This is a genomic window from Rhizobacter sp. P5_C2 (assembly GCF_054049715.1).
Window position 1 is genome coordinate 1 of sequence record NZ_JBFULV010000089.1, and the last position, 24179, is coordinate 24179.

Genomic DNA, 24179 nt, shown 5'->3' on the forward strand with positions numbered 1-24179 from the left:
ATCGTCGCGGCCGTACAGCCAGGCGAGCGCGCGGTCCATCGCGGCCGCGTTGCCGCCGGCCGCGCCGAGGCTCGCGTCGGCGGCCTCGCCGAGCAGCAGGCGCCAGCGCTCGGCGGCGTCGAGGTCGGGCAGCGGCTTGGTCATGGCCTCATCACCGCGTCAGGCCGATCTGCTGCGCCCACGCCATCGCCTGCGCTTCGACGCGCCGCGCATCGAGCAGCGCCTCGGTGCCGTCGTGCAGCTTCAGCAGTCGTTGCCGCTGGTTCGCGTCCAGCCCGAGCAGCCGCGCGACGTGCGCGGCCAGCGCGCCGCGCTCACGTGGCGGGAACCAGCCCAGTGCCGAGCGCAGCGCCGGCAGCGCGACCAGGAAGTCCTCGACGCCCATGCCGTCGAGCGCCGCATGGATCGCACGCACGATGCCGTCGCTCTCGTTCGCCAGTGCGCGCGCGCAGGAGAACAGGCCGTACAGGAAATCGCCGAGTGCGTCGCGCGGCGGCATCGCGCGGGTGATCGCGATCACCTCGTCGCGCGCGGCTTGTGCATCGGCGGCCAGCGCGTCGTGCTGGAACGCGACGCCGAGTGCCGCGCCACGCAGCGCCGGCGGCTTGGTGGCGGCGCGCGCGAGGCGGGCCATCGTCTGCCGCACGAAGCCGCCGTCGAGCGCGGGCAGGTGCAGGCGCAGCAGCGTGTCGAACACCGCGGCCGCACGCACGTCGGCCTCGAGCAACTGCGGGCTGCCGGCGCCGTCGCGGCCTTCGAGCAGCCACAGCAACTGGCCGGCCATCAGCGCCAGCGTGTCTTCGAGCAGCTCGCGCGGGTCGTCGCCCCAGAAGCCGGCCTCGACGATCGCGGCCAGCGACTGCGCGGCCCGCGCGAGCGCGCCGTGGTCGTGGCTGCTGCCGATGCCTTGGCGCAGCTGCTGCGCGAGTTCGCGGCCCATGTCGAGCAGCCCGGCGCGGATCGCCTGCATCAGGCATTGCGCCAGCACCGCGGCATCGCCCTGCGCATCGGCCACCTGGCGCAGCAGCGCCTGGCGGGCCGCGGCTTCGAGCGTGGCGCCGTGCACCGCGGCCTCGATCAGGTCGGGGTACCAGCGCTCGGTCTGCTGCAGTCGCCAGTGCTCCTCGAAGTTCAGCTCGCGCGCGAGGCCGCGTGCGGCGCGGGGCGCCTTGGTCTCGACGAGTTGCACGCCGCTGATCTTCAGGCAGCGCAGTTGCCACAGCAGCTGGGCGCGCACGGTGTCGTCGGCGCGGCGGCGGTCGAGCACGCGCTGGTGGGCCGTGCGCTCGATCGGCAGGTCGAGGGCGGCCAGGCGCTCTCGCACGTCGCGCAGCAGCGGCGGCAGCGGCGTGTCGCCATGCAGGCGGCCGGCACCGTCGCCGGTCAGCGCGAGCAGCGCCTCGCGCAGAACAGGGTGGTGGTGCGTGCCGAGGCGGCGGTCGTTGCTCCACGGCGCCGGCACGTCCAGCGCCTCCTTGACGACGGCCGATTGCAGCGCGTCGAGCAGGTCCACGCGCAGCGGTACCGCGTGCCCGCGCAGCGCGGCCAAGGCGGCGGCGCTGCGCTCGAAGGCCAGCAGGTCGGCGGTCGACAGCGGCACCTGCGCACGGCGCAGCCGTGCCACCATCGTCGCGACCGCACGGTCGCCGGCCGGGCGCAGGCCGTGCTGCCACAGCCACTGGTAGTACATCGGCGAGGGCAGCCCCGCGGCATAGCCGCCGAGCGCATCGACCTGGCGGAACTCGAACGGCACCAGGTAGCAACCGGCGGCGCGTTCGTCGGCCGGCTGCGGCACGTCGGGTTCGCCAGTCACGGCGCGCACCTCCCGTTCGCGTCCCTCCCGTTCGCCCTGAGCAGGGACTGAGCCTGTCGAAGGCCCGTCCGTCGAAGGGTTGTTCCCGGAGCGCGCGAGGCCTTCGACAGGCTCAGTCCCACCCTTCGACAAGCTCAGGGCGAACGGTTTTTCTAAGGCGGACGGTGTTTTCAGGGCGAACGGTGCTTCCTTGCGTTCCAGCGCCGGCTTGTGCCAGCCGCCGCACACCACCAGCACGCGCTCGAAGTTGGCCGCCGCCCACGCGATCCACTGCGCCATGTGGGCTTCGCGCGCCTGGTCCTGCGGCGTGCCGGCCTCGTCGCCGCGCAGCTCGGCGAAGTACAGGTCGAGCCGCCGGGCCAGCTCATCGGGCGCGGTGTCAGCGGGCAGCGATTCGAACAGGTGATCCCACAGCGCGTCGTCGCTGTCGCAGCCGAAGCGGCGGCACAGGTGATCGACCACCTGCCCGTAGCGCGAGCGGGCGTTCCACTGCCCGGCGGTGCGGCGCTGCGCATCGGACAGCGCGCGGTAGCGCCAGTGCGGCAGGTCCATGAAGCGCAGCGCCGCACCGATGTCGCGGCCCGCGCGCAGCGCGACCCACTCCGGCGAATGGTCGAGCAGCGGGAACCAGCACTGCGCCGCCTGCCCGTCCTCGTTCGCGTAGCTGTACAGCGCCAGCGGCAACTGGTGATCGAGCAGCAGCTCGCCGATGCGCGGGTTGAAATCGCTCGGGCCTTCGATCAGCACCGCCTGCGGCCGCTGGTGCGCGATCGCGTGCGCCACCAGCCGCGCACAGGCGGGGCTGTGGTGGCGCACGCCGATCACGCGAACCTGGCCCGTCGGCACCTCAGGCGCCCCTCATTCCGGCAGCAGGTGCCGCGCCGCGTGGAAGGCCTGCCAGTGCTCGCCCTTGCGGCGGCTGGCACGCTGTTCGATGTAGCGGCGGATCTTCTTCAGGTCGTCGGCGTTGTCCTTCGCGGCGGCACCGGCCAGCGCCTCGACGATGTCGGCCGGCCGGCCGGCGTCGCCGCGCAGGTAGTGGCCGCGCAGCGCCACCGCATGCGCGACGCTCACCGCCTCGGCGGTGCTGACCACGGTCGACAGCCGCTCGCCGGCGTTGCCATCCTTGTCGAGCCCGGTGCGCAGCTCGCGGAAGGTGGTGACCAGCACCTCCAGCACGTCGTCCGACGGTTGCACCGCGATCTGGTCCTGCGCCAGCAGCCGCGCCAGCTCGGAGCGCACCAGCGCGAGCTCCTCGTCGTAGTCGGCGATCGGGAACACCGTCTCGAACGCGAAGCGCCGCTTCAGCGCGGCCGACATCTCGTTGACGCCGCGGTCGCGCGTGTTGGCGGTGGCGATCAGGTTGAAGCCGGGCGCGGCGAACACCGCGTTGTCGTCGGGCAGCTCGGGCACCATCAGCAGCCGCTCGGAGAGGATCGACAGCAGCCCGTCCTGCACCTCCGGCGGGCAGCGCGTGATCTCCTCGAAGCGCACGATGCGGCCGTCGCGCAGCGCGCGGTACAGCGGCGAGGGCACCAGCGCACGCGGGCTGGGGCCGTCGTTCAGCAGCAGCGCGTAGTTCCAGCCGTACTTGATCTGGTCTTCGGTGGTGGCGGCGCTGCCCTGGATGGTCAGCGTGCTGGTGCCGCTGATGGCGGCCGCCAGCAGCTCCGACAGCAGGCTCTTCGCGGTGCCCGGCTCGCCGACCAGCAGCAGCGCGCGGTTCGACGCCAGCGTGACCATCGCGCGCTCGAGCAGGCTGGGCGCGCAGACGATCTTGCGGCGGATGCCGGGCGCGCCGCCGATGAAGCGCATTACCGCCTTCATCGACAGCCGCCAGCCGGGCGGCACCGGGCCGCTGTCGTGCTTCGCGAGCTGGGCCAGCTCGTCGGCGTAGAGCAGCTCGGCGGGCGGGCGCTGGCTCTTGAGGGCGGTGGTGCGGTCGGTCATGGCGTGGGCTGGGAAAGGGCGGGGTTCAGCAGGTCGATGTCGCGCAGCATCTCGCTGGCGGACACCGGGTCGAGTGCGTCGAACGATAGCGCGTCGACGCTGCCTTCGGCCGAGCGGCGCGCGAGCGTGACCCACTCGAGCGACTGGCGGGGCTCCATCACGCCGCCGGCCACGAAGATGCCGGGGCTGAAGCGCAGCGTCACGCGCAGGCCATCGGGCGCGTCGCGCGCGTACTCGCGGATCATGCCGCCGTCCTCCGCGCCGCCGCGCTCCCAGCCCTTCTGGTCCAGGCCGATCACGGCGCCGGTCGCGACATCGCGGTTCTCGAAGCGCTTGATGGTGCTCTGCTGCTTCTCCTGCGGCGTCAGCGCGTAGGTCTCGCGCTGCAGCTGCTTGAACGGCTGCAGGATCTCGTAGTCGCCGAACAGCTGGCCCAGCTGCGCCTTCACCGGCGGGTCGAGTTCGAGCACATGCGGAATGCCGATCAGCGCGGCCTCGGGCAGCGCGAGCTGCTCGTCCGCCGCATCGGCGAGCGTCCAGTCTTCGGCCACGCGGAAGGGCTTCCGCAGCGTGCCGCCGTCGTAGGTGGCCCAGGCCAGGCGCGTGGCGAGGTGGCGCATCAGCGGATGCGTGAGAAAGAAGCGGCGGAACTCGGGCAGCGGCCAGCGCCGGCCGTTGCGCATCGCGCGTTCCAGCCGCGTGATCTCCAGGCTGGCGATGGCGCGCACGTCCTTCTTCAGCTGCTTGAAGCGCTCGGCCGCCGGGCCGGCGAGTGCGGCGTCGTCGGCCTTCAGCGGCTTCGGCAGGTCTTTCAGGCGCAGGCCGCGGGCATCGCGCACGACGGGCTTCAGGCTTTCGTCGAAGCTGAGCGAGAACCGGCGCGGGCCGAAATCGAAGACCGCCGCATCCGGTTCGTCGAGGCCGAGCGTCGGCGCGAGCCGGTCGCCGAGTTCATCGAGCGTGAGCCCGCGCGCATCGGCCACCGCTGCGATCATGCCGGCGGCGCGCATCTGTACGCGCTTGTGCCGGCCCTTGGTGGCCTGGGTGTTCAGCAGCATCAGCGCCACGTCGGTGCCGATGGCGGCCAGCAGGTCGAGTGCGGATTCGGCGCGGCCGCGGGTGCCGGGCGCGCCGGCCCAGTCGTTGATGCGCGGGATCAGGCGGCGGGCCGTCTCGTCGTTGCCCAGCAGGCCCAGCGTGCGGAAGGCCCAGCTGTCCTTCGACGGCGCGCCAGTGGCGATCCACGCCTCGCACAGGTCCCAGGCGAACTCGGCGAGGCTGGCCGGCGTGCACGCGGCCTGCACGAGCGCGACGCCGGGGTAGGGCGCATCGGGCTGGCCGATCATCAGCATGCGCACCAGGTGCCCGGTGGTGGCAACGCTGAGCGCGCCGCCGGCCTGCAGGTGCGGGCGGCGCATCGTGGCCAGGTCGAGGAAGCCTGGCAGCGGTGGCATCTCACCTGGCAGCACGTCCAGCGGGTCGGTGGACAGCAGCGCGGCGACGGCCTGGGTCATCGGCTCGCCATAGGCCGCGGCGGCTTCCAGCAGCCTGCCGCGCCCGCCCTCTTGCTCCGCCATCCAGCGCAAGGTGTGGCGCGCATCGTCGCGCTCCGGACTGTGCTGCGCCGCGAACGCCGCGGGCAGCGCGCGGAACATCACGGTACGCGGGAATTTGGTGATCCAGTCGATCGCGCCGGCGCGGTGCATGCGCGATTGCCGCAGCAGCTTCGCCATGCGCGGCACCAGCAGCGGCGTGTCCATCAGCAGCGCGATGTCTGGCCTCTTGCCGAGGTGCGTGGTCAGCACCGCCACCATGCCGGGGATCGCTGCCACGCCGAAGCGGACGAGCACCTGTTCGGCGTCGAGGCTCCAGGGGCTGAACTTCCAGTGTTCGGGCGGCAGGCTGTTCCACTGCGCAAGGTCTTCGACCTGATCCTGGGCCTGCATGGCCCGCACGCGCTCCCGCAGGTCCGCAGGCCATGCCAGCGCGTCGGGCGTCACGATGGCGGGCACGTCCAGCATCGGCAGCTGCCCCGGCCGATCGGCGCGCAGCCACGGCGGGTCACGCAGGATCGGCGGCAAGGCCGCATCGTGCGCCTCCACCGGATTCAGCGCCGCCACCGCGGCCTCGAAGCGGCTGCGCAGCGCGGGCTCCAGCGCATCGAGCGCGGCCGGCAAGGCCTCCGGCCACTCGTGTGCCAGCCGCAAGGCCCAGGTCTCGGCGGCCCGGCTGCGCCCGGCCATCGCATGGCGGATCACCGTCAGCAGCACGGCCACCGGATGGGTCTTCGCCAGCTTCTCCAGCGTGTCGCGCACTTTCTTGTGCTCCGACTGCACCACCAGCAGCGGCAGCAGGCCGGGCACCCGCATCTGGGCCGCGAGCTTGAGGGCCTGCGTCGCGAGCTTCGGGTCACGCGACGTGAGGCGCGTGCGGATGAACCACGCCAGCACCTCCAGCGCCGCCTCGCCGTGCAGCTTCAACTGCAGCAGCAAGCCCTTCGTCAATGAGGCGTGGTCGAGCCAGGGGTGCGCCGCGCAATACGCCAGAAAGTCGGCCGGCTGCATCGCAGACCGCACCAGCACCGCATGCCCCCAAGGCTCCTTGCCGTGGGCGGCCAGCCACTCGGCCGTCCAGTCGGCGAGGTGCGGGAAGACGAAGGCGCAGGCACGGGCGGTCGGCGACGAACTCGTCCTGCCGCGCTGTGCCACCGCGAGCGTGGCTTCGTACGCGGCCTCGTCGGCACAGGCGACCGCGTCGCGCAGCGGCTCGAACCGTGCGAACCAATCCGCGTAGGCCTGGGGCAGCGGGCCCACCAGCGCGGCTTCCAGCGCGACGGCCGCACTCTCCTGGACTGACGGTGCGGCCGACGGCAGGTGAACGCCGCGCATCACCGGCAGCAGCTCCAGCCACTCCGGCGTCCACTGGAAGCCGCCGGTGGGCCAGACCAGGCCGAGGGGCGCCTTCTTCATGGCAGCGGCGCCAACAGGTCTGCGTCGCGCAGCACCTCGCTCGCGACGATCGGGTCGAGCCGCTCGAACTTCACATGGCCCTGCTGGGCCCAGGTGCCGGATTCGCGCAGCACGATCTTCGGGATGCGCTGCTTCGGTTCGTAGCTCAGGTCGCCGATCACGGTGCCGGGGTCGAGTTCGAGCTCCACCTCCAGCCCGCCGCCCACGCGCTTCGTGAACCAGCCGACCCAGCCGCCGTCCTGCGCGTCGCCGCGCTCCCAGCCGCGGTTGACCAGGCCCATCACGCTGCCGGTGGCCACCGTCTTGTGCACGAAGCGCGTCAGCTCGGTGGCCTGCAGCTCCTCCGGCGTGAGCCGGTAGGTCTCGCGGCCGAGCTGCTTGAAGGGCTGCAGGATCTCGTAGTCGGCGAACACCTGGCCGAACGCGGCCTGCATCGCCGCCGGCATCTCCAGCACGTGGACGATGCCGACCTTCGCGTCGTCGGGCAGCGTGGTCTGCACGTCGTCGCCGTCGGCGAGCGTCCAGTCCTCGGCGACGCGGAAGGCGCTCGCGAGCGCGCCGGGCGTGTCGTCCTCGCCTTCATACACGCCCCACACCACGCGTGCGGCCAAATGGCGCATCAGCGGGTGTTCGAGGAAGAACAGCTTGAAATCGGCGGCCGCCCAGCGCCGGCGCTCGACCATGCTCATCTCCAGCCGCGTCACCTGCAGGCTGGCGATCGCCTTGGCATCCTTCTTCAGCTGCTTGAAGCGGTCGGTGGCGGCCTCGGCCAGCGCGGCGTCGTCGCTCTTGATCGGCTTCGGCAGGTCTTTCAGGCGCACGCCCTGCGCATCCTTCACGAAGGGCTTCAGCGTTTCGTCGAAGCCGACGAAGAAGCGGCGCGGCCCGAAATCGAGTTCCAGCGCGCCGTGCTCGTCGAGGCCCAGGTCGGGCACCAGGCGGTCGGCCAGCTCGGCGGCGGTGAAGCCGCGCGCCTCGGCCACCGTGGCGATCTTCTCCTTCGCGCGGTCTTGCAAGGCCTTGAACTTCACCTTGCCGGCGATGCCGTTCAGGTGCATCAAGGCCACGTCGCTGCCGATCGCGGCGAGCAGATCCAGCCCGGTGACCGCGCGCTGGTGCGCCGATTCGCCGGGCCATTCGCGGATGCGCGGCGCGAGCCGGCGCGCGGTCTCGTCGTTGCCCAGCAGGCCGAGCGCGGCGAAGGCCCAGCCGTCCTTGCTCGGTGCGCCCGCGGCGATCCAGGCCTCGAACAGGTCCCACGCGAACTCGGCCAGCGAGCCTGGCGTGCAGAGCTCCTTGACGATCGCGAGGCCGGGGTAGGGCGCTTCGAGCTTGCTGATCGCGAGCATCGAACCGACGTGCTCGATCGCGGTGGTCGGCAGGGCTTCGCCGCTGTCGCGCAGCAGCGGGCGGCGCAGGGCCGGTGCGACGAAGAACACCGGCAGCTTGGGCATGCGCGCCGGCAGCACCAGCAGCGGGTCGGCGTCGAGCAGGGCTTGCAGCGCGTTCTGCATCGGCGTGCCGGACGACTCGGCAATTTCGCGGGTCCGCGCCTCGAAGCCGTTGGCCACCAGCCAGCGCAGGCCGAACTGCGCGTTCTCGCGCAGCGTGCGGTCGCGGCCGAAGGCGAGCGGCAGGGCTTGCGCCAGCGCGGTGTCGACGTGCGCGCGCAGCCAGGCCATCGCAGGCGCCTTCGCCTTCTTCAGGTTGCGCAGCGCATGCAGCGCGATCGGCACCAGCTGCGCGCTGTCGACATCGATTGCGATCGGCAGCCCGGATTCCGGGTACGACTGCACGTAGCCGACGAAGCCCGGCACCGCGGCCTCGCCGTGGCGCGCGAGGATGGCGCGGATCGGTGCGCTGTTGTCGCTGAACGAATACCAGTACTTCGACGGGTAGCTGCTCCACAGCGCGAGCGCGGCGGCGTCGGGGAACAGCAGCACGACCTCGGGCGTCTGGCCGTAGAAGTAGTTCTTCGTGATCTTGAAGTCGTCGGGCAGCAGCGGCTGGCCGGCCATCACGCGTGCCTGGCCTTCGGGCGTGACCTGCATCTCGGTCAGCGCATACGCGGTCGGGTTCGGCGACTGCTTGCTGCGCCACGGGTTGACCTGGTGGGCTGCATGGCGCGTGCGTTCGGCGGCGGTCCACACGAGGCGGTCGGGCGTGGCGCGGGCGGTGATGTCGAGCGTCGGCAAGTCTTCCGCGCGAGCCTTGCGCAACCACGGCGGCTCGCGCAGCAGCGGCGGCAATTGCTCGGGCGAGGCCTCGGCGCTTTGCAGTGCATCGAGCAGCGCCTGGAAGCGCTCGCGCTCGCCGGCACCGAGCGTGGGCAGGGCCTGCGCCAGCGCGGCGGGTTCGCGCAATGCGAGCCGCACGGCCCAGCCTTCGGCCAGCCGCGAGCGCGTGGCGAGCGCATGGCCGATCACGCACTGCAGCGTGGCGGCCGGGTAGCGCTCGGACAGCTTGTCGAGCGCGGCGCGCGCGTCCTTGCGCTCGATCAGCTCGGTCAGCAGCGGGATGCTCTGCGGCACGCGCATGCGCAGCACCAGCGCGGTGAACTTCTCGCTGTTGTCGCGGTCGTCGGCGCGGCGCAGCAGGTCGGCGAGCAGCTCGAAGGCGTCGGCACCGTGCAGGTGGATCTGCAGCGCGAGCGCGCCTTCCATCAGGTAGTAGTACGGCGAGGCGGCCTTCAGGTAGCCCCGCATGGCCTCGGCCGGAACGACACAGTCGCGCAGGTAGAGCTGGTCGTCCGCGGCGTCGTCGGCCATGCTGGCGAGGGCCCAGTCGCTGCGGTGCGGGCACAGCACGGCGCGCAGCAGGCGGTCGAGCGGCGTCGCGCCGGCCTGGCGATCGAGCGTGGCGACGGCGGCGTCGTGCTCGGCGTCGCCGGCGGCGGCAATCGCGGTGCGCAGCGCCTCGAACTGCGAGCTGATCACGCGGCTCAGCGTGAACTGGTGCGGCTGCGCGCCGCGCGCGAGATCGAGCGCGGTCTCGATCATGAACGGCAGGCCGTGCAGCGCGATCCCCACCTGCGTGGCCCAGGCGAGGCCGTGGGTGCCGTAGTGGTCGCCCTGGTGCAGGACGTTGCCGTGCAGGCACTGCGCGCACAGCTCCAGCCAGAAGTCGGGATCGGCCTGCTTCAGCCGATCGGGCTGCGTCATCTCGGTGAAGCTGGTGGCGTTCCACTGCGACCAGGCCCGTTTCAGCTGCGAAGCCAGCGCGGTGAACTCCTGCGCGCGGTGGCTGTACTGCACGTCGCGGACGGTGACGGGCGTCGCAAGCAGGCTGCGGCCATCGACGGGCGTGGGGGCATGGATGCCGCGGACCACCGGCAGCGCCTTGCGCAGGGCATCGTTCCAGTCGAAGCCGCCGTGGGGCCAGTCGATCGGCGCGGCGTCGGTGGCGGGTGTCGCGGCGGGAGGGGAAGGCGCCTTGGGTGGCGGTGGCAGTGTCGGCGTCGCTGTCGGTGTCGAGGGGATTGCCGCCTTCGGCGCTGCAGGCGCCGCAGCCGGCGCAGCGACCGCCGCCAGCGTCGCGCCGGCGGCCACGCCGGTCTCGCGGTAGCCCTTGCCGGTCTTTTCCTTCACCAGCGCGTCATGCTCGGCCTGCGCGGCCGCAGCGCTCGCGAACGACTTGGTCTTGGCCTGGCCGTTGGTGCCGATGCGGCCGAAGCGCACCGTCACGTCGGCTTCGGCCACGACCACCTCCCAGAATTTGTTCGATGTTCCCTCGACCAGCTCGAATCGGCGCATGCCCCGCGTCCTTCCTGTCTGCTGCGTACAGCAACGGACTATATCGGGGCGCTACCTCACCGCGAGCGCGTAACGCAGCTCGGATTTCGCGACGTTGTAGACGCCGAAGTCGCAGCTGTAGATGGTCCAGGCTTCGCTCATGTCCGCCGCGCTGGTGGTCGAGGTCCAGTAGTAGTCCGAGACGATGAAGTTGTCGAACACCGCGGGGCCGGTGACCGCCGTGCCGGCCTGGTACTGGCCGTTCAGGTACGAGGCCTGCGGGAAGGTCGGCGCGCGGTCCGACAGGCTCAGCATTTCGGCGCGGTTGGGCAGGCGCCACTGTCCGGCGGTCGATCCGTCGGCGAGACCGCATTGGCCGTTCGCGAGCGCGTTCACCGCCGCCAGCGCGCCCGACCAGGGCTGCTGGATGCAATCGGCCTTCTTCAGCCAGGTCAGGCCCGTCACCGTGTCGGCCAGCGTGCCGTCGCCGTTGTCGATGAAGCGCGGCGAGGTGAGGGCCACGCCGGTCTGCAGCGCGGCATCGTCGGCGCTGCCGAACGAGCCGCCGCCGATGCCGGCGTACACGCCGGTGGCCAGCAGCTGCACCGCGCCGGCTGTGCCCGAGCGCACCGCCCACAGCGAATTCGCCGAGCTGGCCTTCACGTTGCTCATGCCGCCATCGGCCGCATTCGCGCCGTTGATCCAGCGCCCGTCGCTGAAGCGGATGGCCATTGCGCTGCTCGTCAGTGCCATGTAGGTGGTCGAGCTCCAGTAGGCATTGGCGAGGGCGATGCCGGTGAACGGGTGGCCGCTCGCCACCGCCGGGCCAGCCTGCGACACGTCGACCAGGCTCTCCAGCTCGTTCGCGTTCGGCATGCGCCATTGCCCTGCGGCCGAGCCGTCGCTCAGGCCGCAGGCGCCGCTGGCCAGTTGCGCGGCGGTGGCGAGCGCCGTCGGCCAGTCGGTCGCGTTGAAGCAGCCGGCGTTCCTGAGCCACACCAGTCCGGTCAGTGCATCGGTGACGGTGCCGTCGGCGTTGTCGATGAACCGGCTGCCGGGCCACGCGACGCCGTGGGCGAGCGAGCCGTCGTCGCCGGCCGCGAAGCTCGCCGACTGCCCGGTGCGCGGCAGGCTCGCCATCCGGTCGCCTGCGCGCGAGGCGGTGAAGTCCGCGTTCGCGACATCGTGCGTCGGCAGCGTCGCGAAGCGGATCACGGTGCGGTAGAGCCCGTTGAAATCCATCTTCGTGACCGAGCCGGCCGCGTCGCCGACCGACGGGTAGAAGGCGAAGCCGGCCTGCTGCGCGTAGACCGCGTAGTCGGCATTGATGCCGGCGCTCAGCCCGGCGATCGCATAGCGGCCGTCGGCATCGGTGGTGGCGGTGCGGGTCGTGTGGTCGTTGTGGTGGAACACGGTGACGAGCACGCCCTGGATCGCCAGCCCGTTCTTGTCGGCCACCACACCGGACACGGTCGTCGCGGGTGCATTGCCGACCGAGTTGCCGCCCGTCGCGGTCGTGCTGCCGCCATTGCCACTGCTGCCCCCACCGCCACCCGAGCCACCGCACGCGGCCAGCACGCCGATGGCGGCGCCGATCAACCACTGCCTGATCTGTTTCATCGCCGCTGTCCTTGTGCGCATGGGCCCGGGTCCGGGAATGGACGGTGGGCAGCGGACATATCGGCCGCTTCGGCATGCGGCTTGATCGACAAGCGGGCCACAGCGTGAAGCGCATCACCAATTGCGCGACGGCGCAGTCCTCTCGCTTGAGGATGGAACTGCGCGCTTTCAGTGACTAGTCTGAATCAGTCCCTCCGGCAGCATCAAGGAGATTCGCATGAGCACGTCACGCAACAGTCCTGGTGGTGGAACGACGCCTTACGGCAAGCCGATGGCCAAGCCGCTGTGCAGCACGGCGCCGCGGCCCAAGCCCAAGCTGTCGGACGCGGTGACGGCCGATCCGTTGCGCGCCGCGGCGATCCTGGCCGGTCGCTCGAAGTGGGCGAACCGCACGGTGCTGCACTACGGCTTCTTCAGCGGCGGCTCGCATTACGCGGTGCCCAAATCGCAGGCCGATGCGGTGCGCCACGCCTTCGACGCCTGGAAGGCGGTCGGCATCGGGCTGGAGTTCGTCGAGGTCGATGCGCTGAGCGAGGCCGAGGTCCGCATCGGCTATTCGCTGGCCGACGGCCGTTCCGCGTCGGCGGTGGGCCGCGACATCCTGACCATCCCGCTCACCCAGCCGACCACCGTCTACGGCTGGGACCTGACGACCCCCTATGGCCGCGGCACCGCGCTGCACGAGCTCGGCCACGTGCTCGGCATGGAGCACGAGCACCAGAACCCGTTCGCCGGCATCAAGTGGCACGAGGAGGCGGTCTATGCATCGCTCGGTGCGCCGCCGAACAACTGGTCGCGCGGGACGACCTTCCACAACATCCTCGAAAAGCTCGACACGCAGCAGGTGCAGGGCTCGGCCTGGGATCCGGACTCGATCATGGAATACGAGTTCGAGCGCGGCCTGATCGACGAGCCGCAGAAGTACGACCTGGAGGGCCTGGTGCCGCCCGGCACGCTGTCGAGCGCCGACAAGGCCTGGGTGGTGAAGTGGTACCCCGGCGATGCACCGGTACCGACGGCGCTGCAGCCGTTCCAGTCGATCGCCGTCGACCTGGCGGCAGGGCAGCAGGTCGACTGCACGTTCAAGCCGACGGTTTCGCGCAAGTACACGATCGCGACCAAGGGCGCGACCGATACCCTGCTCGCGCTGTTCGAGGAGATCGGCGGCAAGCCGAGCTACCTGGCCGCCGACGACGACAGCGGCGAGGATCGCAACGCGAGCATCACGACCAAGCTCTTCAAGGGCCGCACGTACCACGTGCGCCTGCGGCTGTACCAGCCGGGTCAGTCGGGCACGACGTCGTTGATGGTCACCTGAGCGCGGGGGCCTCGCCGATCAGGGGTCGGCGAACTCGCTCAGTAGTAGACGTACACCGTCACAGTGGCCACCACCGCAGCGTCATAGGTCGAGGTGGCGGTGAAAGTCAGCGCGACCGGCGTGCTGAAGGCGCTGGTGTCGAAGGTGTCGACCAGGATGCGTGACGCGCTGAGGGTGTCGATCGTGACGCCGATGCCGCCGTAGTACACCGTGCTGCCGCTGCCGCTGACCGAGGTGCCCGCGACCTGCAGCGACCACACGACCGGCTCGCTGGCATCGAGCTGCAGAGAGTCGCCGGCATAGACCGAGATGCTTTGCGACGAGCCGGAGTGCACATGCCCGCTGCTGATCGGCTGGCCCGCAACGATGATGCCGACGTCGAAGGTGACGTAGCCGTCGTCACCGCCGCCACCGCAGGCGGTCAGGGCGAGGGCAAGACAGGTCGCGGCGGCGAGCCGCGACAGGGTTCGGGTGACGGGGATCATGGGGGCATCCGGAGTCGTTGATGGGGCATCCAACGGCTTGGGAGGTTCACCTGTTGACCGGCGAGGTGTAACGCTTGGAAGGGCGAGATGCCGGCCGAGATCAGGTCCGGCGTTGCAGGCTGTCGGACAGCCACTCGCCATGCCGCGCCTGCGAGATGTCGGAACGCTGTTCGAGCGCCAAGGCGTGTCGTGCGCGCGTCGCTCACGGCCGCGTCTTTGAAACAACCAACACTGTCAGCGCATTCGAATGCGAGGGCCGCTTCGTCGCGTTGCTCGCTTCCATGATCGGCAACGAAACGACCCGCACTTGTCGAGTCTTCATTTCACGCACGGATTGCAGCAACTCAGTGGCCAAGTCTCGCTTCGCTTCGTACGCGGTGAGTTCTTCTTCGGTCAGCATGCCGTCATGAAAGCTGTGGCTTGGATTCCACCGTGCACGCGGCCCGCATGTCGCCATGCCGACTGTCCACGCGCGTCGCCAGCTCCGCCGCGCTGAGCCTCACGCCGCCGGCCAGCTTCCAGAACACGCTCACCGACGGCTGCTTCTTGCCCGCCTCCATCATCGTGATGAACGCGCGGTCCAGTTCCGCCTCGCCGGCCAGGTCTTCCTGTGTCATGCCCAGCTCCTGGCGACGTTCCTTCAGAACGACACCGAGGGCTTGTACGAGAAGGGCATTGCGGCTGGGACGCATCGAGCGCCATCTTGTCGACTCGGTCGCCTGAAGACACGTGTCAACAGAGAACATTCGCCGCAAGCTCGGCGCATTCCCTCTTCGCGCGTCCTTCCGCAGACGCACCGCCGATGCCCGACCTCCTCATCAACTTCATCACCCTCCACCCCACCACCAACCCCACGCACCGTGCGATCACCCATGTCGGCCTGATGTTCAGCCACGTTGGCTCGCTGATGTGGCAACTGAGTGCCACCACAGCGATCGAGCTGATCGAATCCGATGCGCAGCGTCTCTACTTCATCGATCCGATTTTCTGTCGCCGTCGCGAAGTGGAGGTCGATCGCTCCAGTGGCCGCAGGCCGCACCTGCGTGCCCGGGGCCAAGCAGGCTGGACCGACGATCTGCTGAGCCTGCCGTCGTTCATCTACCCACCACACTGCGTCGGCCCCTTTCCGCCATCGCGGCTCACCTTGCGCGCGCCTTGCAACGAACGGAACATTGCGTAGCAGTTTCGGGGGGGCCCCATCGCTAGCATCCATCGCAAACAAGGAAAGAACCGTGCGATGGCACTGATGGAAGAGATCACGCTTCGCAAGCTGGAGATGCTGCTGGCGTACATGGAGACCAACAACCTGCGGCGTGCCGCCGAGCAGCTGGAGGTCAGCACGGTCAGCGTGCACCGCGCGCTGCATTCGCTGGAAGATGCGCTCGACTGCCCGCTGTTCCGCCACGAGGGCCGCGAGCTGCTGCCCACCGAGGCCGCACGCGTGCTGGCCGATTCGGCACGCCACGCGCTGCAGATCCTCGACGACGGCGTGCAGGCTGCGCGCGCGAGCGGCGGCTGGTCGGCCCGCCGCATCCGCCTCGGCGCGCTCTATTCGCTGGGCGTCGAGACGGTACCGCGGCTCGTCACCGACATGAAGCTGCGCCGGCCCGACGTGCAGGCCGAACTGGTGATGGGCTCGAACGCCGAGCTGCTCGCGCAACTGCGCGCCGGCACCGTGGATGCCGCGCTGATGGCGATCCCGCCGAACGAGCCGGACATCGAATCGCTCGTGCTGTTCGACGACCAGATGTATTTCGCGGCGCCGATCGGCTCGCGCTACGCCCGGCTGGGCGCGGTGGACCTGGGGGCCTGCGTCGGCGAGCGCTTCGTCACGCTGCGCAAGGGCTTCGCGACGCGCGACGGCTTCGACACCGCGTTCCGCGCCGCCGGCTTCACGCCGAAGCTCGCGATGCAGGTGGGCGACATCTTCACGCTGATCAACCTGGTCGGCGGCGGCCTCGGCTGCACGCTGCTGCCGGGCCGCGTGCGCGAGGCACTCGGCGGCAAGGTGGAACTGATCCCGCTGCAGCCGCGCTACCAGGTGCGCCAGCAGATCGGGCTGAACTACCTGAAGTCGAGGCAGCGCGACCCGAACCTGGTCGCGCTGGCCTCTGCTTGCCGATCGGTGAAGCTGGCGGCTTGAGGAGAACGCCTGCTCAGTTGGCCATGCGCGACGAAGGCGCCTGCGCCGTCATCGACTTGTCCTGCAGGCGCGCCAGCTCGGTGCGGTATTCCGAGCCGCTGCGCCATTGCTTGTACTGCGCGAGGCGGCTGGCGATGTCCGGGCGGGTCGGGTCGAAGCTTTCACGGCCGGCGGCGGCTTCCAGGCCGGCGCGCTGCCACAACGCCAGGTCGGCCTGCACTTCGGCGCGCGTCAGCGTCGACGGCGTGCTGTAGGCCTGATTGGCCGCGGTGTCGGTGTCGGCGTGCGCGGCTTGCGACAGCACGGTGAAGCCCAGGGCGGCGATGCTCAGTGCGAGGGTGGCTTTCATGATTCGGTACCTTTCACGAAGTGGTTGGGAGTGAAGGCATCGTAGAAAGCGGGCCCGCACAGGAGCCTGTCCGGCAGATGACGTTTTTGTCAGGTGGCCGTCAACGTGAAACCGAAGGTGTTGCGCCCGGCCTGCGAGCGCGCGAACACCGAGCCGCGGTGCATCAGCGCGATCGCCTTGACGATCGCCAGGCCCAGCCCGTGGTTGCCACCCGGGTTGCGGCGCGCGCTGTCGACGCGGTAGAAGCGGTCGAACAGGTGCGTGAGGTGCTGCTCGTCGATCGGGTTGCCGGGGTTGCTGACCGCCACGCGAATCTGCTCGGGCGCATCGAGCAGGCGCGCGATCTCGACGAGGATCTCGTCGCCCGGCGTCGAATGCTCGATCGCGTTCTGCAGCAGGTTGCCGAGCGCGCGCCGCAGCAGCGCCGTCTCGACGCAGCCGCGCTCGTCGCCCTGCACGCGGATGCGCACGCCGCGCTCGTCGAGCAGCGCATCGAGGTACTCGGCCACCTTGTGCACCTCGTCGGCGATCGAGGTGTCGGCATGGCGCGACGCGGCCGCGCCCTGGTCGGCGCGCGCGAGGAACAGCATGTCGTTGACGATGCCCTTCAGCCGCTCCATCTCCTCGAGGTTGGAGCGCAGAACCTCCTCCAGCTCGCCGGCGCTGCGCTCGCGCGTCAGCATCACCTGCGTCTGGCCGATCAGGTTGGTGAGCGGCGTGCGCAGCTCGTGCGCCACGTCGGCGTTGAAGGCCTCCAGCTGCTGGTACGCCGCCTCCAGCCGCGCCAGCGCGCCGTTGAACGAGGCGGTCAGGTTGTCCAGCTCGGCGGGCATCGGCTGCAGCACGAGCCGCTGGTCCTGGTGGTTCGGATCGAGCGCCTGCGCCTGCCGGCTCAGCCGGTCGAGCGGGCGCAGCCCGACACGGGCGATGCCGTAGCCGAGGAAGGCCACCGCCAGCACGCCGACGGTGCCCAGCCCGATCAGCGCGAAGCGGAAGTCCTCCAGCGTCTGCAGGAAACGCAGCGGGTCTTTCACCAGCACCAGCGTCACCGCGGGCCGGTCGCCGTCGGCGGGCAGGTGGCGCGTCCAGGTCAGCAGCTTGCACGGGTGGCCGGGCTCGACCAGCTCGCCGTAGCCGCCGGCCATCGCCAGCGCCTCGATGTCGGCGCGGCGCGGGCCGTAGCGGAAGCTCGGCTCGTCGCTGACGACCCACAGCCGCACGTCGCTGCGTTCCATCTCGAGGGTGTTGAACTTGGGCGTGAGCCACAGCCGCCACTGCGATTCATCCTGCACGCGCAGCACGATGGATTCGGCCCAGCCGGCGCGCAGCCGCATCTCGCCGCGCACCTGCTCCATCAGGCCGCCGTCGAGCATGCGGTAGAGCGCGCAGCCGCCGACCAGGAACACCGCCGCGGCGCAGGCCGCGAACATCAGCGTGAGCCGCACCGAGAGGCGGCGCGTCACGGCGTGCCCTCCGCCGCGCGCGCCTCGAGCACGTAGCCCATGCCGCGCATCGTGTGCAGCAGCTTGACCGGGTAGGGGCCGTCGAGCTTGGCGCGCAGCCGCTTCACCGCGACCTCGACGACGTTGGTGTTGCTGTCGAAGTGGATGTCCCACACCAGTTCGGAGATCTCGGTGCGCGACAGCACCTGGCCGGGCCGGCGCGCGAGCGTGGTCAGCAGCGAGAACTCCTTCGCGGTCAGGTCGATGCGGTCGCCGCCGCGCTGCACCTTGCGGCCGAGCAGGTCCAGCACCATGTCGCCGATCGTGATGGTGGTCGGCTCGGTCTGCCGGCTGCGGCGCGACAGCGCATGCAGCCGCGCGCTGAGTTCGAGGAAGGAGAAGGGCTTGACGAGGTAGTCGTCGGCACCGTCCTGCAGGCCGCGCACGCGGTCTTCGATGCCGTCGCGCGCGGTCAGCATGATGATCGCCACCTGTTTCACGCGGCGCACGTCGCGCAGGATCTCGAAGCCGTCGATGCCCGGCAGCATCGCGTCGAGCACGATCACGTCGTGCCGGCCTTCGAGCGCCGCATGGCGGCCGTCGATGCCGTTGTGCTCGACGTCGACGACGTGCCCCTGCTCGGTCAGCCCGCGGCGCAGGTAGTCGGCCGTCTTCGGTTCGTCTTCGATGATCAGGACGCGCATTCCCGGGAGTTTAGTGATGCTCCCCCGGCCGGCGGCTGACGCGCAGATGACAAATCTGTCATCTGCGCGGGACTTCTTCTTTCTGACGGCCCGTCAGGGCGCCGCGAACGTGACCTGCGTCGCGACGATGCGGGTGCCGTCGAGCGAGGGCACGCCGGCCACGGTGGCGCGCCGGCCGTTCGCCAGGTCGGCGGCCAGCCCGCCGCTGAACGCGGTGCTGTCGTCGAACACCACCGGCGTGTTGCGGATGCGGAAGCTGCGCGCCGCCGCGTCGAGTTCCTGCACCGCGCCGACCAGCGCGAAGCTCGCGATCGCCGGCACGCTGTCGTCGTGCACGATCACCCGCGCCGCCACCAGCGTGCCGGCCTGCGTGCTGCCCAGCACGCCGACGCGCGCGCCCAGCACGACCTTGCTCTCGTCGCCGTCGAAGTGCGCGGCGGCGGCGTCCACCGCGATGCCGTTCACCTTGAAGCTGCGCGGGCTGAGGATCTCGGTCACCGTGCCTTCGACGCGCGCCACCGCATGGTCGCTCAGCATCAGGTCGGCGGTGCGCACCGAGGTGGCGGCGAGCTGGCCGTTCTCGGCGAGCAGGCGCACGCTGAGAAAATCGCCGATGTCCACCGGCGGCACCGCGCTGCCGGCCACGCCGGCGACGCCGATCACCTCGCTGCCCAGCGTCAGGCTGGGCGCCTGCGGGTCGCGCGCCGCGACCACGCCGCGGATCTTGTAGAACGCGGCGTCGGGCAACTGCTCGACCCGCGTGGCGGCGTACTGGCGCGTCAGCGGGTCGTACTGCGAATACACCTGCACCGTGATGCCCGGCACCAGCGCAGCGAAGCCGCCGGTCAGGCTGCCGTCGAACAGCGTGCGCGCGCCGACGAGCACCGTCTGGCCGAGCACGGTGAAGCTGCCGGCGGCGGCATCCACCGTGCCCACCGGCCCGACCAGGTCGCTGACGACGCGGATCACCTGCGCCGTCGAGGTGGCCTGCGTGCTGCTGGTGTCGAGCGTGCCGCCCTCGACGACCACCGTCATGCCGAGCTTCAGCTGGTCTTTCGTCAGCAGCGCGCCCTGCTCGTCGCGGATCTCGGCGCTGTCGTCGTCGAAGCGCACGTCGTTGACGAAGATCGAGCCGAGCCCGCTGATCGGGCCGGACGCGATGATGCCGGTGCCGCCGCTGTCGACGCCGCCGCCGCAACCGGCCAGCGGGGTGATCAGCAGCGCGGCGGCCAGGAGCCCCGCGGTCAGGCGGCAGCGGGTCGGTGGGCGGGTGTTCACGATGGGTCGGGCTCGTCTGGTGAAGAGGGTGCCGCCGCCGCGGGCGCATCGGCATGGAAGGTGTACAGGCCGACGCGCACGCGGCGCGGCGGCGGATCGCCGGCCTGGTGCGCGCGCTCGTCGGCCTCGATCATCTCGGTGAGCCGCGGCACCAGCGCGGCCATCAGCCCGCGCCATTGCTCGGTGACCAGACCTCGCAGCTGCGCGACCGAATCGGCCGAGAGGCCGTCGGCGAACACCGCCTGCTCGAAATGCGGCGGCTTCTCGCCGCTGCTGCCGGCCGCCAGGTTGGCCACCGCGGCCGACAGGTGATCGCCGACGTTGTGGCCGACGAAGCCGAGCAGCCGCGACTGGTCGGCGCTCGGCACGAAGGAATCGCGCTCCAGCGTGACGGTGTCGGTCACCGGATCGAAGCTCGCGAGGCCGAGCCGGCACAGCTCTTCGAGCAGGCTGCGCGGGTGCACGTCGCGCGTCACCGAGCGCGCCAGCTCCTCGAAGCTCGGCGCCTTGCCCTGGCGCGGCAGCGCCTTCGGGTGGCCGTGCTTGTCCTGCAGGCGCCGGCTGCCCATCCACTTGGTGAAGACCTGCGTGGCCGGCGAGCTGCGCGGCGACGCGTCGGCCGGCGGCGTGTGCGTGATGCGCGTCACCTCGCGGCGCGTCAGGCCGGTGGTGGTGCTGATGCGGCTGATGTCGCGGCTCGCTTGCGCGCCGGAGTGCGCCTCGCGTGCCGCCGCGACCAGCGCGCGCTTCAACGCTTCGGCCAGCAGCGGGAAGCCGTGGCCGCGATCGAGGCACAGCTGCGCGAGCGGCAGCAGCAGGCGCTCGAGCGCCTGCTGGAAGGCGGCTTCGGTGTCGTCGGGCGTGGTCATCAGTTTAATGTGCAGTGTGCACATTCGATCACGGTTTTGCAATCCGTGCTTGCCCGGGACTTGTCACCGTGTGTCATGGAATCTACAGTGAATGTGCGATTGGCACATTTTATCTATCCACTGGAAACGCTTCGATGAACAAGTTCTTCACCCGCCGGATCCTGGTTGCCGCGACGGCCCTCGCGGCGCTGGCGGCGGCCGCCGTGCTGCCCGGCTGCGGCGGCAGCTCCGACGACGGCGGCGGCTCGCCCGGCCGCGTGCGCCTGGTCAACGCAACGACCGATTACGCGGCGCTCGATTTCTACGCCGGCGACGCGCTGCAGACCAAGGACACCGCGTCGTTCGCGGTCGGGGCCTATTCGGAGATTGGCTCGGGCACGGTCGCGATGACGCTGAAGCGCAGCGGCTCCACCTCCAGCGCGGCCAGCGTGAGCCGCACCGTGGCCAGCGACGGCTACCACACGCTGGTGGCCTACAGCAGCGAGACCTCGCTGCGCGCGATGTACATGAACGACAGCGAAACGGCGCCGTCGGCCGGCCAGGCGAAGCTGCGCGTGATGAACGGCGCGGTCGAGGCCGGCACGCTCGACACCTACGTGTTCCCGACGGATGCGGCGCTGGCCGACCAGAACCCGGCGCTCGGCAACGTCCCGACCGACACACTCGGGCTGTACAAGGAGTTCGCGAAGGGCGCGTGGCGCATCGTCGTGACCGGCGCAGGCAACAAGGCCGACGTGCGGCTGGACCTGCCGTCGGTGACGCTCGCCGACCAGCAGGTCGTGACGCTGGTGCTGACGGCCACGCCGGGCGGCGTGCTGGTGCACGGCCTGCTGCTGAACCAGCGCGCCGACGTGGTCGCGCAGAAGAATCCGTCGGCCCGTGTGCGCGTGGTGGCCGGCACGACCGCCAGCGGTGCGGTGTCGGTGAAGGCGAACGGCATCACGCTGTCGAGCGGCATCGCGTCGCCGGCGATCGTGCCGTATGCGATGGTGCCGGCCGGTGCGGTCATCGGCGAACTGCGCGTGAACGGCGGTGCCGCCATCGCGCTGCCGGCGTTCACCGCGCTGCCCGGTGCCGACGTGACGCTGATGGTGCTGGGCACGCCGGCCGCGCCGACCGCCTTCGTGCTGCAGGACAACAACAAGCCGGCCGCCGCCACCAGCGCGAAGCTGCGGCTGGTGCACGGCGTCAACGGCCTGGCCGGCAACGTGACGCTGACGGCCGACTACGGCCTGGTCGCGAGCGACATCCCGTTCGGCCAGGCCTCGGTCAGCGCGAGCCTGGTGGTCGGCAACCCGATCCGGCTGGAGGTGACCTCGCCGGCCGCGGCGTCCCGGCTGTACCTGAACGACGAAGCCAACCTGCAGGCCACCCGGGTCTACACGGTGTTCATGCTCGGCGACGCCGCGGCGCCGCTCGGGACGCTGGTGCGCGACCGCTGAACGGCGGCGGCAACCGGTCGCCGATTCGCCTGTCGCCATCCGGTGACAGGCGAATAGTTGTTTCATATCAACAACTTGGCGAAACCCCGGGGAAGGGCTGTCGCTGCACGGCGACAAAAAGACCGGTCCGGACAGCTGTTTGAGCGTCAGATACGGGCAAACCCTTTGTTACTCGCTGCAAGTCGTTGATCTGAAAAGATTTTTTCTGCTGGCACAAGCGTTGCGCTGTCAAGGCATCGCGGCCGTTTTCACGGCCTTGTTTTGCCAGACAGGAACCACGTTTTGCTCGCTTCCCCCGGTCACACCGCGCTCACCGCTTCCACCGTTCGCCGATCCGCGACATGGGTTCGCGCGCTGGTTTCACTCAGCCTCGCGGGCCTCGCCGGCCAGGCGATGGCCTTCGGCTTCGACGACGTGGCCGAGCGCGCCCGGCAGGCCGCGACCCGCCCCTACGCGCCGGTCACGGTCAAGCTGCCCGATGAGCTGAAGAACCTCGACTACGACCAGTACCGCGACATCCGCTTCAACCCGCAGAAGGCGCTGTGGCGCCGCGAGAACCTGCCGTTCGAGCTGGCCTTCTTCCACCTCGGCAAGTTCCAGACGCAGCCGGTGTCGATCAACGAGATCGCCCCCGATGGCCGGGTCAACCACGTCGCGTTCGACCGCGCCGACTTCGACTACGGCAAGAACAAGCTGACGCAGAAGGGCTGGGGCGACCTCGGCTTCGCCGGCTTCCGCGTGCACTACGCGCTGAACAACCCGGCCTACAAGGACGAGCTGGTGGTCTTCCTCGGCGCGAGCTACCTGCGCGCGTTGGGCAAAGGCCAGCACTACGGCATGTCGGCGCGGGGCCTCGGCATCGACACCGTCGGCGGCAGCGGCGAGGAGTTCCCGCGCTTCAGCGAGTTCTGGATCGAGCGCCCGGCGCCGCAGGCGACCACGCTGGTGATCCACGCGCTGCTCGATTCGCCGCGCGCGACCGGCGCGTACCGCATCACGCTGCGTCCCGGCGAGGAGACGGCGATCGACGTGCAGGCCCGCCTGTTCCTGCGCGCCGGCGTCGCGACGCTCGGCCTGACGCCGCTGACCAGCATGTTCGCGCACGGCGAGAACCAGCCGAAGGCCGGTGACTTCCGCCCCGAGGTGCACGACTCGGACGGCCTGATGGTCGCCACCGGTGACGGCAAGGGCGGCGGCGAATGGCTGTGGCGCCCGCTGGTCAACCCGAAGAGCACCCTGGTCACCTCGTTCTCGATGGCCGAGCTGAAGGGCTTCGGGCTGATGCAGCGCGACCACGCCTACAACAGCTACGAAGACACCGAGGCGCAGTACGAGCACCGCCCGAGCGTCTGGGTCACGCCGCAGGGCTCGTGGGGCCCGGGCCGCGTCGAGCTGCTGCAGTTGCACACGCCGGACGAGACCGACGACAACGTCGTCGCGTACTGGGTGCCTGCCAGCGTGCCGGCGCCCGGCCAGCCGATCGACTTCGCCTACCGCATGCAGTGGCAGGGCGAGCGCCAGCAGCGCCCGCCGGCCGGCTGGACGGTGCAGACCCGCCGCGGCCACGGCTTCGTCGACCGCAAGAAAGCACTGGATCCGCGCGAGGTGCAGTACGTCGTCGACTTCGACGGCCCTGCCTTGCGCGCGCTGCCCGCCGATGCGTCGGTGAAGGCCGTCGTCACCGCGGGCACCAACGCCCAGATCGTTGAACGCAACGCCTATCGCAACCCTGCGACCGGCACCTGGCGCATGACCGTGCGCGTCAACCGCCTCGAACTCGCGCAACCCGCCGAGCTGCGAGCCTTTCTCCAAACCGGCGACAACGCCTTGACCGAAACATGGACCACGATCATTCAACCCGAGTGAGCGCCGACCGATCCGCACCGGGCGCCAGCATGCCGCGCATGAACCGCGGCTCGATGGTGGCTCAGCCGTGGCGTGGTTTCACACGCAGCCTCGGCGAGCTGCTGGTCGGCACGCTGGCCGGCCTGGGCCGCCTGGTGCAGCCCGGCGCGCGCGCCGCAGCGGCCGCGCCGGCCGCACCGGCTCAGGCCCCCGAGGCCTGG

19 protein-coding genes are annotated in these 24179 nt (G+C 70.5%); 6 read left to right on the forward strand and 13 right to left on the reverse strand.

Features of this window, described 5'->3' with window-relative positions; genetic code table 11:
• Nucleotides 1-151: 151 nt before the first annotated feature.
• Genes ACXJLU_RS25605 through ACXJLU_RS25625 form a run of 5 tightly spaced genes read right to left on the reverse strand, consistent with a single transcriptional unit; the run spans nt 152 to nt 12083 of the window.
• A complete protein-coding gene (locus tag ACXJLU_RS25605; protein WP_457335860.1) occupies nt 152-2659 on the reverse strand; it encodes a DUF5682 family protein in 2508 nt (835 codons plus the stop codon).
• Between the two features lie 12 nt (nt 2660-2671).
• Nucleotides 2672-3763: an ATP-binding protein gene (locus tag ACXJLU_RS25610; protein WP_457335862.1), complete on the reverse strand. Its 1092-nt coding sequence runs from the start codon at nt 3761-3763 to the stop codon at nt 2672-2674.
• Nucleotides 3760-6732: a DUF4132 domain-containing protein gene (locus tag ACXJLU_RS25615; protein WP_457335864.1), complete on the reverse strand. Its 2973-nt coding sequence runs from the start codon at nt 6730-6732 to the stop codon at nt 3760-3762. The genes ACXJLU_RS25610 and ACXJLU_RS25615 overlap by 4 nt, the downstream gene beginning before the upstream one ends.
• On the reverse strand, nt 6729-10484 hold the full coding sequence (locus tag ACXJLU_RS25620) for a DUF4132 domain-containing protein (RefSeq protein ID WP_457335866.1): 3756 nt from the start codon (nt 10482-10484) through the stop codon (nt 6729-6731). The genes ACXJLU_RS25615 and ACXJLU_RS25620 overlap by 4 nt, the downstream gene beginning before the upstream one ends.
• Before the next feature lie 51 nt (nt 10485-10535).
• The gene (locus tag ACXJLU_RS25625) at nt 10536-12083 is read right to left on the reverse strand and encodes an Lcl domain-containing protein (RefSeq protein WP_457335868.1); all 1548 of its coding nucleotides are present in this window, start codon (nt 12081-12083) and stop codon (nt 10536-10538) included.
• A 217-nt stretch (nt 12084-12300) separates the two neighbouring features.
• On the opposite strand from ACXJLU_RS25625, the gene ACXJLU_RS25630 reads away from it, so the two are divergent.
• Nucleotides 12301-13401 (forward strand): zinc metalloprotease, encoded by a 1101-nt coding sequence (locus ACXJLU_RS25630; RefSeq protein WP_457335870.1) that lies wholly within the window; start codon nt 12301-12303, stop codon nt 13399-13401.
• Between the two features lie 38 nt (nt 13402-13439).
• Here the strand turns inward: ACXJLU_RS25630 and ACXJLU_RS25635 are convergent, their stop codons facing one another.
• From ACXJLU_RS25635 to ACXJLU_RS25645, 3 genes are all read right to left on the reverse strand, one after another.
• Nucleotides 13440-13886 carry a hypothetical protein gene (locus ACXJLU_RS25635; protein WP_457335872.1) on the reverse strand — a complete coding sequence of 149 codons (447 nt, stop codon included), beginning with the start codon at nt 13884-13886 and terminating at the stop codon, nt 13440-13442.
• A 202-nt stretch (nt 13887-14088) separates the two neighbouring features.
• Nucleotides 14089-14286, reverse strand: coding sequence for a hypothetical protein (locus tag ACXJLU_RS25640; RefSeq protein WP_457335874.1), 198 nt, complete (start codon nt 14284-14286; stop codon nt 14089-14091).
• 4 nt (nt 14287-14290) lie between these two features.
• The gene (locus tag ACXJLU_RS25645) at nt 14291-14632 is read right to left on the reverse strand and encodes a helix-turn-helix domain-containing protein (protein WP_457335876.1); all 342 of its coding nucleotides are present in this window, start codon (nt 14630-14632) and stop codon (nt 14291-14293) included.
• Nucleotides 14633-14688: 56 nt separating this feature from the next.
• Here ACXJLU_RS25645 and ACXJLU_RS25650 point away from each other — a divergent pair, with 56 nt between their 5' ends.
• Both ACXJLU_RS25650 and ACXJLU_RS25655 read left to right on the forward strand, forming a co-directional pair.
• The gene (locus ACXJLU_RS25650) at nt 14689-15066 is read left to right on the forward strand and encodes a DUF3892 domain-containing protein (protein ID WP_457335878.1); all 378 of its coding nucleotides are present in this window, start codon (nt 14689-14691) and stop codon (nt 15064-15066) included.
• A gap of 57 nt (nt 15067-15123) precedes the next feature.
• Nucleotides 15124-16029: a LysR family transcriptional regulator gene (locus tag ACXJLU_RS25655; protein WP_457335880.1), complete on the forward strand. Its 906-nt coding sequence runs from the start codon at nt 15124-15126 to the stop codon at nt 16027-16029.
• Between the two features lie 13 nt (nt 16030-16042).
• Here the strand turns inward: ACXJLU_RS25655 and ACXJLU_RS25660 are convergent, their stop codons facing one another.
• The 5 genes from ACXJLU_RS25660 to ACXJLU_RS25680 all read right to left on the reverse strand — a co-directional run bounded on the left by ACXJLU_RS25660 (nt 16043) and on the right by ACXJLU_RS25680 (nt 20671).
• Complete coding sequence (locus ACXJLU_RS25660) at nt 16043-16378, reverse strand: DUF4148 domain-containing protein (protein WP_457335882.1); 336 nt, start codon at nt 16376-16378, stop codon at nt 16043-16045.
• A gap of 89 nt (nt 16379-16467) precedes the next feature.
• The gene (locus ACXJLU_RS25665; protein WP_457335884.1) at nt 16468-17841 is read right to left on the reverse strand and encodes a heavy metal sensor histidine kinase; all 1374 of its coding nucleotides are present in this window, start codon (nt 17839-17841) and stop codon (nt 16468-16470) included.
• Entirely contained in the window at nt 17838-18524 is a 687-nt protein-coding gene (locus ACXJLU_RS25670; RefSeq protein ID WP_073462265.1) for a heavy metal response regulator transcription factor, read from the reverse strand. Before ACXJLU_RS25670 ends, ACXJLU_RS25665 begins: the two co-directional genes overlap by 4 nt.
• A gap of 93 nt (nt 18525-18617) precedes the next feature.
• Nucleotides 18618-19802 (reverse strand): DUF5666 domain-containing protein, encoded by a 1185-nt coding sequence (locus ACXJLU_RS25675; protein WP_457335886.1) that lies wholly within the window; start codon nt 19800-19802, stop codon nt 18618-18620.
• On the reverse strand, nt 19799-20671 hold the full coding sequence (locus tag ACXJLU_RS25680) for a DUF6502 family protein (RefSeq protein WP_457335888.1): 873 nt from the start codon (nt 20669-20671) through the stop codon (nt 19799-19801). The genes ACXJLU_RS25675 and ACXJLU_RS25680 overlap by 4 nt, the downstream gene beginning before the upstream one ends.
• Before the next feature lie 134 nt (nt 20672-20805).
• Between ACXJLU_RS25680 and ACXJLU_RS25685 the strand changes: the two genes are divergently transcribed.
• The 3 genes from ACXJLU_RS25685 to ACXJLU_RS25695 form a co-directional block, all read left to right on the forward strand.
• The gene (locus ACXJLU_RS25685; protein WP_457335890.1) at nt 20806-22113 is read left to right on the forward strand and encodes a DUF4397 domain-containing protein; all 1308 of its coding nucleotides are present in this window, start codon (nt 20806-20808) and stop codon (nt 22111-22113) included.
• 393 nt (nt 22114-22506) lie between these two features.
• A complete protein-coding gene (locus ACXJLU_RS25690; RefSeq protein ID WP_457335892.1) occupies nt 22507-23979 on the forward strand; it encodes a glucan biosynthesis protein G in 1473 nt (490 codons plus the stop codon).
• On the forward strand, nt 23976-24179 hold a 204-nt coding region (locus tag ACXJLU_RS25695), incomplete at its 3' end, for a hypothetical protein (protein ID WP_457335894.1). The genes ACXJLU_RS25690 and ACXJLU_RS25695, both read left to right, overlap by 4 nt.